The 16900-nt window shown below is 63.8% G+C and carries 15 protein-coding genes and 1 tRNA gene; 11 read left to right on the plus strand and 5 right to left on the minus strand.

Annotated elements, in window-relative coordinates:
* Positions 1-14: 14 nt before the first annotated feature.
* The 4 genes from ACN9MX_RS05320 (at position 15) to pgl (ending at position 5344) form a co-directional block, all read left to right on the plus strand.
* The gene (locus ACN9MX_RS05320; protein WP_363826154.1) at positions 15-1223 is read left to right on the plus strand and encodes an acetyl-CoA C-acetyltransferase; all 1209 of its coding nucleotides are present in this window, start codon (positions 15-17) and stop codon (positions 1221-1223) included.
* A gap of 135 nt (positions 1224-1358) precedes the next feature.
* Entirely contained in the window at positions 1359-3536 is a 2178-nt protein-coding gene (locus ACN9MX_RS05325; protein WP_363734625.1) for a 3-hydroxyacyl-CoA dehydrogenase NAD-binding domain-containing protein, read from the plus strand.
* Positions 3537-3603: 67 nt separating this feature from the next.
* Positions 3604-4608: a UDP-glucose 4-epimerase GalE gene (galE, locus tag ACN9MX_RS05330; protein WP_363734624.1), complete on the plus strand. Its 1005-nt coding sequence runs from the start codon at positions 3604-3606 to the stop codon at positions 4606-4608.
* Between the two features lie 46 nt (positions 4609-4654).
* The gene (pgl, locus tag ACN9MX_RS05335) at positions 4655-5344 is read left to right on the plus strand and encodes a 6-phosphogluconolactonase (protein ID WP_426387298.1); all 690 of its coding nucleotides are present in this window, start codon (positions 4655-4657) and stop codon (positions 5342-5344) included.
* A gap of 3 nt (positions 5345-5347) precedes the next feature.
* Here the strand turns inward: pgl and ACN9MX_RS05340 are convergent, their stop codons facing one another.
* Complete coding sequence (locus ACN9MX_RS05340; RefSeq protein ID WP_133652184.1) at positions 5348-5611, minus strand: hypothetical protein; 264 nt, start codon at positions 5609-5611, stop codon at positions 5348-5350.
* Between the two features lie 54 nt (positions 5612-5665).
* On the opposite strand from ACN9MX_RS05340, the gene ACN9MX_RS05345 reads away from it, so the two are divergent.
* Positions 5666-6808, plus strand: coding sequence for an aminotransferase class I/II-fold pyridoxal phosphate-dependent enzyme (locus tag ACN9MX_RS05345; protein ID WP_363826163.1), 1143 nt, complete (start codon positions 5666-5668; stop codon positions 6806-6808).
* Between the two features lie 87 nt (positions 6809-6895).
* Here ACN9MX_RS05345 and ACN9MX_RS05350 read toward each other — a convergent pair.
* Positions 6896-6980, minus strand: a tRNA-Leu gene (locus tag ACN9MX_RS05350).
* Positions 6981-7211: 231 nt separating this feature from the next.
* On the opposite strand from ACN9MX_RS05350, the gene zwf reads away from it, so the two are divergent.
* The 5 genes from zwf to ACN9MX_RS05375 all read left to right on the plus strand — a co-directional run bounded on the left by zwf (position 7212) and on the right by ACN9MX_RS05375 (position 12743).
* Positions 7212-8672: a glucose-6-phosphate dehydrogenase gene (gene zwf, locus ACN9MX_RS05355; RefSeq protein ID WP_133652186.1), complete on the plus strand. Its 1461-nt coding sequence runs from the start codon at positions 7212-7214 to the stop codon at positions 8670-8672.
* Complete coding sequence (edd, locus tag ACN9MX_RS05360; protein ID WP_426387299.1) at positions 8665-10506, plus strand: phosphogluconate dehydratase; 1842 nt, start codon at positions 8665-8667, stop codon at positions 10504-10506. The genes zwf and edd overlap by 8 nt, the downstream gene beginning before the upstream one ends.
* A 104-nt stretch (positions 10507-10610) precedes the next feature.
* Entirely contained in the window at positions 10611-11576 is a 966-nt protein-coding gene (gene glk, locus ACN9MX_RS05365; RefSeq protein WP_426387300.1) for a glucokinase, read from the plus strand.
* Positions 11576-12193 carry a bifunctional 4-hydroxy-2-oxoglutarate aldolase/2-dehydro-3-deoxy-phosphogluconate aldolase gene (eda, locus tag ACN9MX_RS05370; protein ID WP_363754767.1) on the plus strand — a complete coding sequence of 206 codons (618 nt, stop codon included), beginning with the start codon at positions 11576-11578 and terminating at the stop codon, positions 12191-12193. Before glk ends, eda begins: the two co-directional genes overlap by 1 nt.
* 37 nt (positions 12194-12230) lie before the next feature.
* The gene (locus tag ACN9MX_RS05375) at positions 12231-12743 is read left to right on the plus strand and encodes a hypothetical protein (RefSeq protein ID WP_426387301.1); all 513 of its coding nucleotides are present in this window, start codon (positions 12231-12233) and stop codon (positions 12741-12743) included.
* Between the two features lie 37 nt (positions 12744-12780).
* Here the strand turns inward: ACN9MX_RS05375 and ACN9MX_RS05380 are convergent, their stop codons facing one another.
* Genes ACN9MX_RS05380 through ACN9MX_RS05390 form a run of 3 tightly spaced genes read right to left on the minus strand, consistent with a single transcriptional unit; the run spans position 12781 to position 16005 of the window.
* Positions 12781-13380, minus strand: coding sequence for a gamma carbonic anhydrase family protein (locus ACN9MX_RS05380; RefSeq protein ID WP_363826173.1), 600 nt, complete (start codon positions 13378-13380; stop codon positions 12781-12783).
* A 1-nt stretch (position 13381) separates the two neighbouring features.
* Complete coding sequence (gene hemB, locus ACN9MX_RS05385; RefSeq protein ID WP_363826176.1) at positions 13382-14377, minus strand: porphobilinogen synthase; 996 nt, start codon at positions 14375-14377, stop codon at positions 13382-13384.
* 47 nt (positions 14378-14424) lie between these two features.
* Complete coding sequence (locus ACN9MX_RS05390) at positions 14425-16005, minus strand: M28 family metallopeptidase (protein ID WP_426387302.1); 1581 nt, start codon at positions 16003-16005, stop codon at positions 14425-14427.
* 119 nt (positions 16006-16124) lie between these two features.
* Here ACN9MX_RS05390 and ACN9MX_RS05395 point away from each other — a divergent pair, with 119 nt between their 5' ends.
* Complete coding sequence (locus ACN9MX_RS05395) at positions 16125-16826, plus strand: head GIN domain-containing protein (RefSeq protein ID WP_426387303.1); 702 nt, start codon at positions 16125-16127, stop codon at positions 16824-16826.
* Positions 16827-16900 lie beyond the last annotated feature (74 nt).

The raw sequence follows: 16900 nt of genomic DNA on the forward strand, positions 1-16900 counted from the left end.
GAGGAACGAATAGCATGGAAGCCTATATCTATGATGCCGTCAGGACGCCCCGAGGCCGGGGCAAGGCCGACGGGTCGCTGCACGAAATCACCCCCATCCAGCTGGCGACGCAGATGCTGGAAGCGGTACGGGACCGAACGGAAATCGATACCGCGGATGTCGATGACGTCATCCTGGGCTGCGTCACCCCGGTGGGCGAGCAGGGCGCGGACATTGCCCGCGTCGCGGTGCTGAATGCCGATTATGCCCAGACCGTGCCGGGCGTGCAGATCAATCGCTTCTGCGCTTCGGGCCTGGAGGCCGTGAACATGGCGGCCGCGAAGGTCTATTCCGGCGAGGCAGGACTTGCCATCGGTGGCGGGGTGGAGTCGATGAGCCGAGTGCCGATGGCGTCGGATGGCGGCGCCTGGGCGATGGACCCCGCGGTCGCATACAAGACCTATTTCGCGCCGCAGGGCATCGGCGCCGACGTGATCGCGACCAAGTTCGGGATCAGCCGGGACGATGTCGACGCCTATGCCGTCGAAAGCCAGCGCCGCGCCAAGGCGGCCTGGGATGAGAAGCGCTTCGCCAGGTCGATCGTGCCGGTCAAGGACGTGATCGGCCAGGTCGTGCTCGACCATGACGAACATATGCGGCCGGACGCAACGATGCAGTCGCTGGCCGCGCTCAAGCCCAGCTTTGCGGCACTGGGCGAGGAAATGCCAGGCTTCGACACCGTGGCGCTGCTGCGCTATCCGGAGCTGGAGAAGGTCAATCACGTCCACCATGCCGGCAACAGCAGCGGCATCGTCGACGGCGCGGCCGCGGTGCTAGTCGGCAACAAGGCGATGGGCGAGAAATATGGGCTGAAGGCCCGCGCCAGGATAAAGGCTATGGCCTCTATCGGCTCGGAACCACTGATCATGCTGACCGGGCCGGAATTCGTCGCGGGCAAGCTGCTGAACCGGGCGGGCATGAGCAAGTCCGACATCGATCTGTGGGAGTTGAACGAGGCCTTTGCCAGCGTGGTGTTGCGCTACATGCAGGCGATGGACCTCGACCATGGCCAGATCAACGTCAATGGCGGCGCGATCGCGATGGGCCATCCATTGGGCGCTACCGGAGCGATGGTGCTCGGCACGGCGCTGGATGAACTGGAGCGCAGCGGCAAGGGCACCGCGCTCATCAACCTGTGCGTCGGCGCAGGCATGGGCACCGGCATCATCATCGAACGCGTTTGAACATAGGAACCGTCCGTGCCGAGTGACCATCGAGCCTGTCAGAATGGCAGGTCGAAGGATTAAATGCTTCGATACCAGTCTTCGACAGGCCCGGCGTCCGAGCGGCACGAACGGAGATAGGAAAGGTTGCCTCCAATGCAGACCATCACTTTCGACATTGACGCGGATGGCATTGCCACCCTGACGATCGATGTTCCCGATCAGTCGATGAACGTCATCGGCCCGGAATTCCTAGCCGATCTGGAAGAGGCGATCACGCGCATCTCCTCTGAAGAGGCGATCAAGGGCGCCGTCATCGCATCCGGCAAGGACAGCGGCTTCATGGCGGGCATGGACCTGAAATATTTCGGATCCATGCTGGTCAGCGAAAGCGGCAGACGCCCCTCTCCCGCTGAAATCTTCGACAAGGTCTTTGTCCTGAACCAGTTGTTCCGGCGGCTGGAGACATGCGGCAAGCCGGTAGCCTGCGCCATTGAGGGCACATGCGTCGGCGGCGGGTTCGAACTGGCGCTCGCCTGCCATCGCCGTGTCGTGGGCGACAGTCCCAGGACGCAGCTTGGGTTGCCGGAAATCCTGATCGGCCTGTTCCCGGGTGGTGGCGGGTCGCAGCGCTTGCCGCGCATCATGGGCGTGCAGGCGTCGCTGATGTACATGTTGCAGGGCAAGCTGTTCCGCCCGGCTGACGCCGCGATGATGAAGGTCGTCGATCAGGTCGTGCCGCAGGGCACGGCGGTGCAGGCCGCGCGCGAATGGGTGAAGGCCAATCCCAGCGCCTCGGTTCAGCCATGGGACGTCAAGGGATTCAAATTCCCCGGCGGCGCGGGCGGGTTCAATCCGGCCTTCGTGCAGACCATGGCGGGTGCCCTGCCGATGACGCTCAAGCAGACGCAGCGTAACATGAACGCGCCGATCGCGCTGCTCTCCGCCGTCTATGAAGGGGCCTTCCTGCCAATCGATCGGGCGATCCGGGTCGAAAGCAAATATTTCGCCAAGGTCGCCGCCGATCCGCAGGCGGCGAACATGATCCGCAGCCTGTTCGTCAACAAGCAGGCAGCCGAGCGTGGCGCGCGGCGCCCGAAGGACCAGCCCAAGGCGCCGACGAGGAAACTCGCCATGCTGGGCGCGGGCATGATGGGTGCAGGGATAGCCACCGTTGCCGCGCAGGCGGGCATCGAGGTCGTGCTGTTCGACCGTGATCAGGCCTTTGCGGAAAAGGGCAAGGCGCATGTCGAGGATGTGCTGAAGAAGCGCCTGGGCAAGGGCATGACGCCGGAAAAGATGGCGGAGACGCTGGCCCGCGTGACGCCCACGACAGACTATGCCGCGCTCGCGGGAGCGGACTTTGTGATTGAGGCGGTGTTTGAGGATGTCGCGATCAAGGCTGAAGTGACCAAGAAGGTCGAGGAGGTGCTGGGCGCGGATACGATCTTTGGCTCCAACACTTCCACCCTGCCGATCACCAGGCTGGCGAAGGCATGGTCGAAGCCGGAGAATTTCATCGGCATCCACTTCTTCTCACCGGTCGAGAAGATGCCGCTGGTGGAGATCATCCTTGGCAAGGAAACCGGGCCTGCCGCCATCGCCAAGGCGCTCGACTTCGTCGCCCAGATCAAGAAGACGCCGATTGTCGTCAATGACTCGCGCGGCTTCTACACCTCGCGCTGCTTCGGCACCTATGTGCAGGAAGGCGTGGAGATGGTGGCCGAGGGGATCAACCCCGCGCTGATCGAAAATGCCGGGCGGCAACTGGGCATGCCGGTGGGGCCGCTCGCGGTGGGGGACGAAGTTTCCATCGAGCTGGGCCACAAGATCGTGGTCGCCGCGCAGAAGGAACTGGGCGATGCCTATGTCGCGCAGCCGTCCGACGCAGTGATGGCGCGCATGGTCGAGCTCGGCCGACTGGGGCGGAAAAGCGCCAAGGGCTGGTATGACTATCCCGAAGGGCAGAAGAAGCATCTCTGGGCCGGTCTGGAGGATATGTTCCCCCGCGCCGCCGTGCAGCCCGATGTGGAGGCAGTCAAGGAGCGCCTGCTCTATCGCCAGCTCATCGAATGTGCGCGCTGCTTTGAGGAAGGCGTGCTGGAAACGCCGGAGGATGGTGATATCGGCGCGATCTTCGGCTGGGGCTTCGCGCCCTATACCGGCGGGCCGTTCAGCCATATGGACACGGTCGGCATCGGCCATGTCGTGGCCGTTCTGGAGCGACTGGCCGCCATGCATGGCGACCGCTTCGCGCCGACCGCGCAGTTGCTGGACATGGCGGCAAGCGGCGCGACCTTCTATCGCCCCGCTTCATCTCGCGCCGCAGCGTGAATGGGCTGTAAATCGTTGCCCCACTAGTTTAGGTCTTCCCGGATATCTCCGGGGAGACCTTATTTTTATGAGCGAAATGCCGACGGTTCTGGTCACGGGCGGAGCGGGCTATATCGGTAGCCATGCCGTATTGGCGCTGCGGGACGCTGGCTATGGCGTGGTCGTGATCGACAATCTGGTGACGGGATTCCGCTGGGCGGTGCCCGACGATGTGACCTTCGTCGAGGGCGACATTTCCGACCAGCCGCTGGTCCGGCAGACGCTGCGGGACCATGGCATAAAGGCGGTGATGCACTTTGCCGGATCGGTGGTGGTGCCTGAATCGGTCGAGAACCCGCTCAAATATTATCATAACAACAGCGCCAAGACCCGCGACCTGATCGAGAGCGTGGTCGCGGTGGGCGTGCCGCATTTCATCTTTTCCTCGACGGCGGCGACCTATGGCATTCCGGAAGAAAGCCCCGTCAAGGAAAGCACGCCGCAGCGACCGATCAACCCCTATGGCATGTCGAAGCTGATGACCGAATATATGCTGCGCGACGTCAGCGCGGCGCATGCGGTGAACTTCTGCGCCCTGCGCTATTTCAATGTGGCCGGGGCCGATCCCGAAGGGCGCACCGGGCAATCGACCGCGGGGGCAACGCATCTGATCAAGGTGGCGGTCGAGGCCGCGCTGGGCAAGCGCAGCCATGTTTCGGTGTTCGGAACGGACTTTGATACGCCCGACGGGACCGGCGTGCGCGACTATATCCATGTCACCGATCTGGCGGCGGCGCATGTCCTGGCATTGGAGGCGTTGATGGCCAGACCGGAGCAGAATTACCTGCTCAACTGCGGCTATGGGCGCGGCTTCTCGGTGCTGGAGGTGCTGGACGCGGTCGACCGGGTGACGAACCTCAAGATCGACCGGCGGATGGAAGGACGCCGGGCGGGCGACCCGGATGCGCTGATCTCCGACAATCGGGCGATCATGGCCGAGTTTCCCTGGACGCCCCGGTTCGCCGATCTCGACCAGATCGTCACCCACGCCCTCGCCTGGGAGCGCAAGCTGACCGAAATTCGCGGCGAGTGAACGCCGAGTTCTGCCTGCGCCTTCCTGTCCACCGAGATCGAACGACATGCCTACCGAACATCTTTTCATTGAAGGCGCGCTGGCTGCAACGGACATGGCGCGGCGGATCGTCGCGCTTCTGGACGATGCCATAGCCACGCGGGGCGTTGCGACCATCGCGCTGTCAGGCGGACGGTCGCCCCGACCCGTGCTGGAGGCTCTTTCCGACACGACCCTGGATTGGGGCAAGGTGATCGTGACGCTGGTCGACGAACGCTGGGTCGCTCCTGACCATGCGGACAGCAATGAGCGGTTGATCCGCGAAACGCTGTTGCGGGGAAAGGCTGCGGCGGCGCGTGTCGTGCCGATGAAGAACAATGCGGCGGACGCCTATGCGGGACAGGCGGAATGCGAGACCGCCTTTGCAAGCTTGCCCTGGCCGCTCGACATCGTACTGCTGGGCATGGGTGAGGATGGGCATACCGCTTCCTTGTTTCCCAATGCGAAGGAACTGGCGGAGGGGCTTTCCACCGACGCCCTGACGCTGGCGGTCATGCCGCCCGATGCCCCCCACCAGCGGATGTCGTTAAGCGCAAGAGCCATTCTCGCCAGCCGACATATCTTCCTCCAGATTGGCGGGCCGGCAAAGAGGGCGGTCTATGACCGGGCGCTGGCGGGCGGCCCCGTCGAGGAACTGCCGATCAGGCTCGCGCTATGCCAGCATGCCGTTTCGGTGGAGGTTTGGATTTCGGCCTGACATTCAGTCGCGCGGCTTGTGCCGGGAGATGAGATAACGCCAGACGCCAACGAGGTTGATCAGGAGCAGCGCTATATTCTGAAAGCCTATGCCTTCGCTGTCCTCCGAGAGAAAGCCCCAGCCGATCAGGGCGATGGAGGACGTCACGAACAGGACGAACGCCCAGCCCGTGACGCGGCGACCAAGATTGAGGGAGACGATGAAGGCGGCAATGGTGGCGGCGCCTGCGCCATAATATTGTAGCGCATCGAGCATGGTTTCATTCATCCATCGCCAACGCAACAATTGTGACAAGGTTGCCGAGCGGATAAGAGGCAGCGCATGATTGCCCAGGTCGACCCTTTCCACGCCATCGCCATCAGCCGCGAAGCCCACAGGCTGGAGGCCGAAGGGCGATCCATCCTGCACATGGAGTTCGGGCAGCCTTCCACGGGTGCGCCCTCGGCTGCCATTGCCGCAGCCCATGCCGTGCTCGACAACGATCCCATGGGCTATTGGGAAAGCCAGGCGCTGAAGGAGCGGATCGCACGGCACTATCGCGAATATTATGGCGTGGCGGTGGAAGCGGAACAGATCCTGCTGACGTGCGGAGCGTCGCCGGGGCTGGTGCTGGCGCTGACCAGCCTGTTCGCACCCGGTGCGCGGATCGCGACGGCGCGGCCCGGCTATGTCGCATATCGCAACACGTTGAAGGCGCTCTACCTGGAGCCGCTGGAGATCGACTGCGGATCCGCCGAACGATATCAGATCAGCGCGGCGGCGCTGGAGGCGCTGGATTCGGGGGTGGACGGAACGATTATCGCCAGCCCGGCCAATCCCACCGGGACCATCATTCCTGCCGATGAAATGGCGCGGATAGCCGAGATTTGCCGGGCGCGCGCTATTCGCATCATTTCGGACGAGATCTACCACGGGCTGAACTATGGCGAACCTGCACGCTCGATGCTGGAATTCACGCCGGATGCCATCATCGTGAACAGCTTTTCCAAATATTTTTCCATGGCCGGGTGGCGGCTGGGCTGGGTGGTCTTTCCTCCCGATCTGATAGAAACAGCGCGGGCGCGCATGGGAAATCTGTTCCTGACGCCCCCTTCCCTGGCCCAGCATGCCGGATTGAAGGCCTTTGACTGCATCGATGAACTGGAGGTGCATGTCGCGACCTACCGGCGCAATCGCGAATTGCTGCTCGCTGCCCTGCCCGCCCTGGGATTGAAGGAGATCGCTCCCCCGGACGGCGCCTTCTACATTTATGCGGATGTCGGCCATCTCACGAACGACAGCCTGTCCTTCTGCCAGAAACTGCTGCGCGAAACCGGGGTAGCGACAGCGCCCGGAATCGATTTCGATCCGGTCGACGGGCACCGGCACATCCGTTTCAGCTTCGCGGTATCCACAGACCGGGTCGAGGATGCCATCACCCGGATGATCCCCTGGTTCAGGGAACAGGGCGCAGCAAGGGATTGACCTGCCCGGTCAAGGCAGAAAATCAGCCAGCCATGACGAAGGCAACCTGCATCGGGCCGGCAGCCGGATGCCAGGATCCGAAAAAGATGGTGCGGGCGGTCGGAATCGAACCGACACTCCTTTCGGAACCGGATTTTGAGTCCGGCGCGTCTACCAGTTTCACCACGCCCGCATGCCCTTCAAACGCGTTCCGCGAGAAAGATGATCCATCTTCCTCGAAAACGCCAAGGGTGGAGCGCCAATGGCAAAATCGGCGGCCAGCGTCCAGCCAAAAAACACTCCCTCCATCCTCTCGCGGTTGCGAGATGACCCTTGCCGGGATAGCCTGCTTGCGTAACGAGGGCGGCCAAGTGTAAGGGCGCTTTCGTGCAGACCTGAAACACTAACGGAAAAGGGAAGACCTTTGACCGAACCGTCTGCCACATTCCTGTTGTTCGGAGCCACGGGCGACCTGGCGCACAGGATGATCTTCCCGTCGCTGTACAATCTGCTGGCCGACGCCCTGCTGCCGGAGGATTTCCTGATCATCGCGTCGGGCCGGTCAGAACTGACCGATGACCAGTTTCGCGACGATATCGACAAGGCGCTGCGGAAATTCCTTGCCGCTGACCGCTATGATGCGGAAGTCGCGAAGCAGTTGCGCGACATCATCGTCTATCAACCGGTGGAGGCGGGCAATGGAGCCCAGTTCAAGGCGTTGGCAGAGCGGCTCGACGGGCGGCTGGACAAGGGCCTGTCCGTTTATCTCTCGACGCCCCCGTCTCTCTTCGCGCCGACCGCCCAGGGACTGGCCGAAGCAGGCCTGATCACCCCCCGCACGCGAATCGCCATGGAAAAGCCGATCGGCAAGGATCTGGCATCATCCAAGCAAGTGAATGACGGCATCGGCGCCCTGTTCGCCGAGGAACAGATTTTCCGCGTCGACCACTATCTGGGCAAGGAAACGGTCCAGAACCTGCTCGCCTTGCGCTTCGGCAATGTCATGTTCGAACCGCTGTGGAACGCCACGGCCATCGACCATGTGCAGATTACCGTGGGTGAGACGGTGGGGCTGGAAGGCCGGGTTTCCTATTATGACGGCGTGGGCGCGTTGCGTGACATGGTGCAGAACCACGTCCTCCAGATCCTGTCGATCATCGCCATGGAACCGCCGGCGCGTATGGACCCCACGGCCGTGCGCGACGAAAAGGTGAAGGCGTTGCGTTCGCTCCGCCCCATGACCGCCGAGACGGTCAAGACCCATAGCGTGCGCGGCCAGTATACGCCGGGCGCGGTCGGCGGGCAGATCGTCACCGGCTATGCTGACGAATTGGGCAAGCCGTCCGACACGGAAACCTTCGTCGCGCTGAAGGCCTATATCGACAATTGGCGCTGGCAGGGCGTCCCCTTCTACCTGCGCACGGGCAAGCGCATGCCGACGCGCCAGTCGGAAATATTGATCCAGTTCAAGCCGGTGCGCCATTCCATTTTCGGGCGCAACGGCGGAACCGGCCTGGAACCGAACACGCTCATCATCCGCCTGCAGCCGGAGGAATATATCCGCCTGCTGATCATGAGCAAAAGACCGGGGCTGGAGCGCGACGTGCATCTGGAGGAGGTGACGCTGGACGTGTCGCTGACCGCCGCCTTTGCCGGGCAACGCCGCCGCATCGCCTATGAGCGGCTGATCCTGGACCTGTTGGTCGGCGACGCGACGCTGTTCGTGCGCCGGGACGAGGTCGAGGCGCAATGGACGTGGATCGATTCGATCATCGACGGGTGGAAGGAAGCGGGCGTAAAGCCCTCCCCCTATTCTTCCGGGAACTGGGGGCCATCCTCAGCCATTGCCCTAATCGAACGAGACGGAGCAAGTTGGAATGACTGATCTTCATCCGGTGATCACCGAGGTCACCGAGCGCATCACGAAGCGCAGCGCAGCGTCGCGCCGGAAATATCTGGACCTGATCGAGCGCGGCCGTGACGCGGGCACCAATCGTGACCAGCTTTCCTGTGGAAACCTGGCTCATGGCTTTGCCGCAAGCGGCGAAGACAAGGCTGTCATCCGCACGGGCGGAGCGATGAACATCGGAATAGTCACTGCCTATAACGACATGCTCTCCGCGCATCAGCCCTATGGCCGCTACCCCGAGCAAATCAAGCTGGCGGCGCGGGAGGTCGGCTGCACCGCGCAGGTCGCAGGCGGCGTTCCGGCCATGTGCGACGGGGTGACGCAGGGGCAGGCAGGCATGGACCTGTCGCTCTTTTCCCGCGACACCATCGCGCTGGGAACCGCCATCGCCCTGTCCCATGCGATGTTCGAAGGCGCGCTGCTTCTGGGCATCTGCGACAAGATCGTGCCGGGCCTGCTGATCGGCGCGCTCCGTTTCGGGCACCTGCCGACCATTCTGGTTCCGGCGGGGCCGATGCCTTCCGGCCTCGCCAACAAGGAGAAAGTGCGCATCCGCCAGCTCTATGCCGAGGGCAAGGTAGGCAAGGAGGAATTGCTGGAATCCGAAAGCGCCAGCTATCATGGCGCGGGCACCTGCACCTTTTACGGGACGGCGAACAGTAACCAGATGATGATGGAGATGATGGGACTGCACATGCCAGCCGCATCCTTCATCCATCCGGGTACTAAGTTGCGACAGGAGCTGACGCGGGCCGCGGTGCATCAATTGTCGCGCATCGGTTGGACCAAGGAGGGACAGCCCAATGATGATTATCGACCATTGGGACATTGCGTCGATGAAAAGGCGATCGTCAACGCGATCATCGGCCTGATGGCTACCGGCGGATCGACAAATCACGCGATCCACCTGCCGGCCATCGCAAGGGCTGCGGGCATTGTCATCGACTGGACGGATTTCGCGGAGATTTCCGACGTCGTGCCGCTGCTGGCGCGGGTCTATCCCAACGGATCGGGCGATGTGAACAATTTCCATGCGGCGGGCGGCATCAGTTACGTGATCCGCGAACTGCTCGGCAACGGACTGCTGCACGGCGACATCCTGACCGTAGCGCGGCAAGGCCTGGCGGATTACGGCAAGGAGCCGGTGCTGGAGAATGAAGCGCTGGTCTGGAAGGATGTGCCCGAATCGCGGGATCTGTCGATCCTCCGGCCGGTGTCCGATGCGTTCAATCCGGACGGCGGCATGCGGCTTCTGGCCGGCAATCTGGGGCGCTGCGTCATGAAGGTGAGCGCGGTCGACAAGGAGCGCTGGACCATCGAGGCTCCGGCGGCCGTCTTCCACGATCAGGACGATGTGCTGCGCGCCTTCAAGGCCGGTGAACTGGAACGCGATGTGATCGTCGTGGTGCGATTCCAGGGGCCAAGGGCAAACGGCATGCCGGAATTGCACAAGCTGACCCCTGCGCTGGGCGTGTTGCAGGATCGAGGTTTCCGCGTCGCCCTGGTGACGGACGGGCGCATGTCAGGCGCTTCGGGCAAGGTGCCCGCGGCGATCCATTTGTCGCCGGAGGCGTTGGGCGGTGGCCCCATCGCCAAACTGCGCGACGGCGATCTGGTGCGGGTCTGTGCCGAGAACGGCCAGATCGAGGCGCTGGTCGACACGGCCGAATGGGACGGGCGCGAAATGCCGACGCCTCCCCCCGCCCCCTATGACACCGGCCGCGAATTGTTCGCGCTGTTCCGCCACCATAGCGATCTTGCCGAAGCGGGCGCATCGCCCATACTGGCAGCCATGGAAACCGAAGTTTAAACTGAATTATTCCCGTTCGCCCGGAGCCTGTCGAAGGGCTGCTCATTCTCTTGAAGAGAAATGCAGGGCGCTGACATGTTCAGCCCGAACGGGAGGAGAGTGATATGACCGACATCATCGCCGCCGACATTGGCGGCACCAACGCCCGTTTCGCCCGCGCGCGGCTCGATGCCCGCAATGTGCCCACATTGGGAAAGGTGCGCAAATATAAGGTAGCCGACTATCCGAGCCTCCAGGCCTGCTGGGCGGCCTTCGTCAAGGACGAGGGCGGTAATCTGCCAAGCTCCGCTTCCATAGCCTTCGCGACCGCGATCGGGCGCGAGGTCATCAAGCTCACCAACAGCGCATGGGTCATCCGGCCCGATACGCTGGACGAGGAACTGGGCCTCCGGCATTTGCGGCTGGTCAACGATTTCGAGGCGGTCGCCCACGCCGTGGCGCGCCTGCCCAAGGAAAATCTGCCGCTGCTGTTCGGCGAAGACAGGCCCTTTCCACGCGATGGCGGAGTGACGATCCTTGGCCCCGGCACCGGGCTGGGCGTGGCGATGATCGCCTTTGACGATGGCGAGCCGCATGTCATCGCGACGGAGGGCGGACATCTGGACTTCGCCCCGCTCGACCCGCTGGAGGAAAAGATCCTCGCCTATCTGCGCGACAAGTTCCTGCGCGTATCGACCGAACGTATCGTGTCGGGACCGGGCCTCAACAACATCTACAAGGCGATGGCGACCATCGGCCACGACCGGGTCGTTCTGATGGAGGATGCCGAGCTGTGGCAGGCCGCCATTGAGGGAACCGACGAATTCGCGCGCAGGGCGCTGGAACGGTTCTGCATGTCCTACGGCTCGGTCGCGGGCGACCTGGCGCTGGCGCAGGGACCGCATACGGTGGTGCTGGCGGGTGGACTGACCCAGCGGATGAAGGACATATTGCCGCAATCCAGTTTCCATCAGCGCTTCACTGCCAAGGGGCGATTTGAAAGCCTGATGAAGTCGGTGCCGATCCGCTTCGCCCTGCATGACGAAATCGGGCTGTACGGTGCGGCTGCAGCCTTTCGGGAGAAGAAATAATGGCCTTGAGCGTTGAACAGGTGATGGAACTGGCGCCGGTGATCCCGGTGCTGGTGGTCGACCGGGTCGAGGATGCCCTGCCTATCGCACGGGCGCTGGTGAAGGGCGGACTGCCCGCGCTGGAAGTGACGCTGCGAACGCCAGCGGCGCTGGACGTGATTCGTGAAATGGCGCAGGTCGAGGGTGCCGTCGTCGGTGCGGGCACTGTCCTCAATCCGGCGCAACTGGATGAAGCAATGGAGGCGGGCGCGCGCTTCATCGTCAGCCCCGGCCTGACCGAACCCCTCGGGAAGGCGGCCATCGCGGCGGGCATTCCGTTCCTGCCCGGCACGGCGACGGCAGGCGATATCATGCGCGGCATGGACATGGGCTTGTCGCACTTCAAATTCTTTCCCGCGGAAACATCGGGCGGTTTGCCGGCCCTCAAGGCGCTGGCGGCGCCGCTGCATCAGGCGCGCTTCTGCCCGACCGGCGGCATCACGGCGGAAAGCGCGCCCAAATGGCTGGCAGAGCCCTTCATCAAATGCGTGGGCGGAAGCTGGGTCGTGCCCAAGGGGCCGGTTGATCCGGCGAAGATCGAGGCGCTTGCGCGGGAAGCCGCCGCCCTGCCTCGCTAAGCTTGCCTCCCGGCACGGCTCATCCTAGATGCGAAGCATGAATCTGCGTCGGCTGCTTCCATCCCTGGCACTGTTTCTCTCTGGTTGCGCCAGCAGCTTCCAGGGCTACCCCTCGCTCGCCAAGCGCGCCATAGAGGATGCGCCCATTGCCGAGGCGGCGGCGCAGCCCTCCCCGGTCGCGCCTGAACCGGAGCTTGTCCAGAGTGTCGACCGGCTGACCGCGCAGGCGCAGGCGGGCGGCACCGCATTCGACAAGGCCTGGCCAACAGCGGACAAGGCAGCGCGGGCTGCTTCGGGATCGGCGGTTTCCAGCGAGGCCTGGGTGGCGGCACAGACCGCGCTCAGCGCATTGGAATCGGCGCGTAACGACAGCGTTTCGGCGCTTGCCAGCCTGGACGTGCTCTATGTCGAGCGCAGTAATGCGGCGGCGGAAGGGAAGGTCAGCGGCGGCATCGAAACGATCGATGCTGCGCGCGCATCGGTGCTGACGATTGTCGACAGCCAGAATGACCGGCTTGATGCGCTCAAGGGGCTACTGGCTCAACCGTAAATGCGCAAGGCAGGCCCGCCTCCGCGGCAGGCGCGCCTCATTCTCCCGAGAACGCCGCCTTGACCGCGCCTTTATGCGCCTTGCCATTATGCACATAATGTTCGACGCCCTCACGCATATCGATCAGCACTTCGTCGGACAGGTCGCGCATATATTTGGCCGGGCGGCCGGCCCAAAGCTGGCGGTGAGGCACCGTCTTGCCCGGCGAGAGCAGCGCGCCCGCCGCGAGCATGGCGTCGCTCTCCACCGTACCGCCGCTCATGACGATGGCGCCCAGCCCCACAAAGGCGCGGTCCTTCAGCACGCAACCATGAACCATCGCCATATGGCCGATCAGCACATCCTCCCCGATGATCGTCGGCCAACCCTCGGACGGCCGCCCGTCGATATGATCGCCGGGGCTGTCGCAATGCACGACCGAACCGTCCTGGATATTGGTGCGGGCGCCGATATGGACGAAGTTCACATCCGCCCGGATCACGCAATTATACCAGATGCTGACGTCCGGGCCGATCTCCACGTCTCCGATGATCCGGCATCCCGGCGCGATGAAGGCGCTGGGGTGGATCCTGGGCGTCTTGCCGTTGAAGGGGATGATAGAAACTTCGGGATGTTCATGGCGGGGATGATCGGCCATTTCAGGCTCCCAGCAGCCGCGCCGCGTGGAGCGCATGATAGGTCAGGACGCCTGAGCAGCCGGCACGCTTGAACGCCAGCAAGGTTTCCAGCACCAGCGCATCGCGGTCCCCCGCCCCCACGGCGGCGGCGGCCTCCAGCATCGCATATTCGCCCGACACCTGATAGGCGAAGACCGGTACTTCGAACCGATCCTTCACCTGGCGGATGATGTCCAGATAGGGCAGGCCCGGCTTCACCATCACGCTGTCGGCGCCTTCCGCAATGTCCAGCGCAACCTCGCGCAGCGCTTCCGCACTGTTGGCGGGGTCCATCTGGTAGGTCTTCTTGTTGCCCTTCAGCAGCCCGCCGGAGCCCACCGCATCGCGAAACGGACCGTAGAAGGCGCTCGCATATTTGGCGGCATAGGCCATGATCTGCACATTGGCGTGGCCTTCCTCCTCCAGCGCCTCGCGGATGGCGCCGACGCGGCCGTCCATCATGTCGCTGGGCGCGATGATGTCCGCGCCTGCCGCGGCCTGGTTCAGCGCCTGGCCGATCAGCACGTCGATGGTGGCGTCATTGACGACATAGCCCGCTTCGTCCAGCAGCCCGTCCTGCCCGTGCGCGGTATAGGGGTCGAGGGCCACGTCAGTAAGGACGCCGATGTCGGGCACCGCATCCTTTATGGCGCGAATGGCACGACACATCAGATTATCGGGATTGAGCGCCTCCTCCCCATCGTCGCTGCGACGCTCCGGCTGCGTATTGGGGAAAAGCGCGAGGCAGGGAATGCCCGCCGCCTGCGCGTCTCTCGCGCGCTCGACCATCAGGTCCACCGACCAGCGCGAAACGCCGGGAAGCGACCCGATCGGTTCCTCCACCCCCTGTCCCTCGGTGACGAACAGGGGCCAGATGAAGTCGGTGGGCGTCAGGCGGTTCTCGGCGTGCATTGCCCGGCTCCAGGCGGAGGCACGGGTGCGGCGCAGGCGAAGCGCCGGATAGGAGGCATGGGTCATGGCCCGGTGTTTAGGCCCCTGCCCTCCTCGGATCAAGCAGCAGCGCTCTATTTGCCGAAGCGGCGGAAGAAGCTGTCTTCGTTCCAGGCCGGTCGCCGATCAGCATTGGCGATACGCAGCGCGACGGCGGCGACATAATCGTTGAGCCTGGCCGCTTCGGCCGGCATCACCGGCTGGTTCGCATCGTCCCTGGGCGAATGGTAGATATTGGCGCGCCATGCCCGTTCGACCACCGCCTCGGGCGTGCCCGCCTTGAACCCATATTTGAAGAACAGCGCGGGGATACCCATCCGGATGAAGCTATATTGGTCGGAGCGGACGAAGACGTTCCGATCAGGGAAGGGATCGGGCGTGATTGGCAGGTTCATTGCCATGCTCACCGCTTCGGCGTCCTTGCCCAGGCTGCTCTGGTCATAGCCGATCGGGGTCACGCTGGTGAGCGGGAAGATCGGCAGCGCCATGTCGAAATTCAGGTCAGCCACCATCGCCCTTTGCCGCACTGTCGGACGCCGCACGAAATAGCTGGAGCCGAGCAGGCCCTTCTCCTCGGCAGTGACGATCGCGAAAAGGATGGATCGGCGCGGCTTCACCTTCCCGCCGACCAGCGTCCGCGCAATTTCCAGCAGGCTTGCCACGCCAGATGCATTGTCGAGCGCGCCATTGTAGATCGCATCCCCGTTGATCGGCGTGCCGATGCCATATCCGTCGAGATGGGCGGACAGGACGACATATTCCTTTTTGAGCCGCGGGTCCGCGCCGGGCATGACTGCCAGGATATTGGGCGAGGAGAGGTCCGCTCGCTTCGCCGCCACCCTGGCGTCCAGATGCTGCGCAAGCGGGAAGGCCGGGACCGGACCGGAACTGTCGGCAGCCGCAGCGATCTGATCGAAATCATGGCCCGAACCGGCAAAGAGCATCGCGGATTTCGCCGGGTCGAACTGAGCGACCAGGAAGGGCGTCAGGGTCTCCCGCAGGGCCGCGTCGCGGAAGTACAGGGCCGGTTGGCTGGCCAGCGCCACGCGCCTGTCCCAGGGAATCTCGACCTGCCTGGGCGTCACAAGCTGGACCAGCCCCAGCGCGCCCTGCTTTGCCAACCATGCCGCCCGCTCCGAACGCGCATGGGACTTGAGCGCACCGGAGATGCCGACCGGGCCGCCCGATATGACCACCACGATCTTGCCTTTGAGGTCCAGGCCCGCAAAATCATCATGCCCCACCTCCGGCAGGTGCAGGCCATAGCCGGCGAAGACCAGAGGCGCAGTCACGGTTTCCGGGACCGGGCCGCCTCCTCCGGAAAAAATGATGTCAGCCGGCACCGACAGCGCAGTCTCTCCACCTGCTCCCTTCAGCGAAGCGTGGCTCTCCTTCGACAGGATCACCTGCTCGGTAAAGGCAATGGGCTGTTTGTAACCGTGGGTTCCCGCAGGCTTCAGCCCCAGCGCCCGAAGCCGACCGATCACATAGTCAGCCGCCCTGTCATAGCCCGGCCTGCCAGTGCCCCGCCCCTCAAAGCCATCGTCGGCGAGCGTGCGAACATGGTTCCACCAGGCCTGGCCCCGATCATCCGGCGCGGCAACGCCCGCAGTGCTGATCAAACCCAGCAGAAGAACGGAAATCCACTTGCGCATCAGCCACATGCCCTTTTCGAAACCCGGACGATCTTGCCTGATCCGGTGCGACGAACAAGGGGCTTGGAACCGCTACGGCCCGTCCCTATCAGAATCACCGCAAAGATTGGGAGATCGTCATGCCGCTGCCTCGTTTGCTGCTCCTGTCAGGCGCCATGATGGCATGGATCGCTCCGGCCATGGCCGCCACGCGCGGCTTCACCATCACCAGCTTCGACGTCATCCGCGTCGATGCACCGGTTGAGGTGGTGATCACGACTGGCGCGGGCGCTTCGGCCCGGGCGGAGGGCGATCAGGGAATGCTGGACCGGCTGAAGGTGGACGTGTCCGGCCGCCTGCTCTCCATCACCATGGAGCGGCCCCGGCCGGGCGAAAAATCCGGCGGGCGCGCGGTGTTGCGCCTATCGACGGGAGATCTCGGCCGCGTGGTGCTGACCGGCGGCGGATCGGTGTCGGTCAGCCGGATGAAAGGGCTGCGCGGGGAGATCGTGCTGGGCGGCAATGGGGACATCAGCGTCGCGGCGGTGGATCTTGATCAACTCAGCCTGGGCGTGGCCGGAGCCGGCCGGGCGACCCTCTCCGGTCGGACCGGCGTCGCGTCCATCCGGGTCACCGGTCCCGGAGCGGTGATGGCGGAAGGCCTGCGGGTCCGCCAGGCCACCGTGGCGAATGACGGCCCGGGAAATGTGGCGCTAACGGCGGAGGTATCGGCCAAAGTGTCGGCGTCCGGATCAGGCGACGTGACGGTGGCGGGCAAAGCCGCCTGCAGCGTCGACAATCGCGGAACGGGCCGGATCAGTTGCGGCGGGGAGGCCTATTAGGCTTCATAAACTCCGGAACGTCCAGGAAATAGCCAGGGTTAGGCAAGTCTTTACCTCAGATGCGGTAGGGCGGG

Source organism: Sphingobium sp. R-21, assembly GCF_049913335.1.
Lineage (GTDB): Bacteria > Pseudomonadota > Alphaproteobacteria > Sphingomonadales > Sphingomonadaceae > Sphingobium.

Excerpts from the sequence above, each read along its gene's own strand:
- ACN9MX_RS05320 (WP_363826154.1), top strand. The coding sequence starts at position 15 with ATGGAAGCCTATATCTATGATGCCGTCAGGACGCCCCGAGGCCGGGGC.
- ACN9MX_RS05345 (WP_363826163.1), top strand. The coding sequence starts at position 5,666 with ATGATTGCCCAGGTCGACCCTTTCCACGCCATCGCCATCAGCCGCGAA.
- pgl (WP_426387298.1), top strand. The coding sequence starts at position 4,655 with ATGCCTACCGAACATCTTTTCATTGAAGGCGCGCTGGCTGCAACGGAC.
- ACN9MX_RS05390 (WP_426387302.1), bottom strand. The coding sequence starts at position 16,005 with ATGCGCAAGTGGATTTCCGTTCTTCTGCTGGGTTTGATCAGCACTGCG.
- ACN9MX_RS05375 (WP_426387301.1), top strand. The coding sequence starts at position 12,231 with ATGAATCTGCGTCGGCTGCTTCCATCCCTGGCACTGTTTCTCTCTGGT.
- ACN9MX_RS05395 (WP_426387303.1), top strand. The coding sequence starts at position 16,125 with ATGCCGCTGCCTCGTTTGCTGCTCCTGTCAGGCGCCATGATGGCATGG.
- galE (WP_363734624.1), top strand. The coding sequence starts at position 3,604 with ATGAGCGAAATGCCGACGGTTCTGGTCACGGGCGGAGCGGGCTATATC.
- glk (WP_426387300.1), top strand. The coding sequence starts at position 10,611 with ATGACCGACATCATCGCCGCCGACATTGGCGGCACCAACGCCCGTTTC.
- ACN9MX_RS05380 (WP_363826173.1), bottom strand. The coding sequence starts at position 13,380 with ATGGCCGATCATCCCCGCCATGAACATCCCGAAGTTTCTATCATCCCC.
- edd (WP_426387299.1), top strand. The coding sequence starts at position 8,665 with ATGACTGATCTTCATCCGGTGATCACCGAGGTCACCGAGCGCATCACG.
- hemB (WP_363826176.1), bottom strand. The coding sequence starts at position 14,377 with ATGACCCATGCCTCCTATCCGGCGCTTCGCCTGCGCCGCACCCGTGCC.
- ACN9MX_RS05340 (WP_133652184.1), bottom strand. The coding sequence starts at position 5,611 with ATGAATGAAACCATGCTCGATGCGCTACAATATTATGGCGCAGGCGCC.
- ACN9MX_RS05325 (WP_363734625.1), top strand. The coding sequence starts at position 1,359 with ATGCAGACCATCACTTTCGACATTGACGCGGATGGCATTGCCACCCTG.
- eda (WP_363754767.1), top strand. The coding sequence starts at position 11,576 with ATGGCCTTGAGCGTTGAACAGGTGATGGAACTGGCGCCGGTGATCCCG.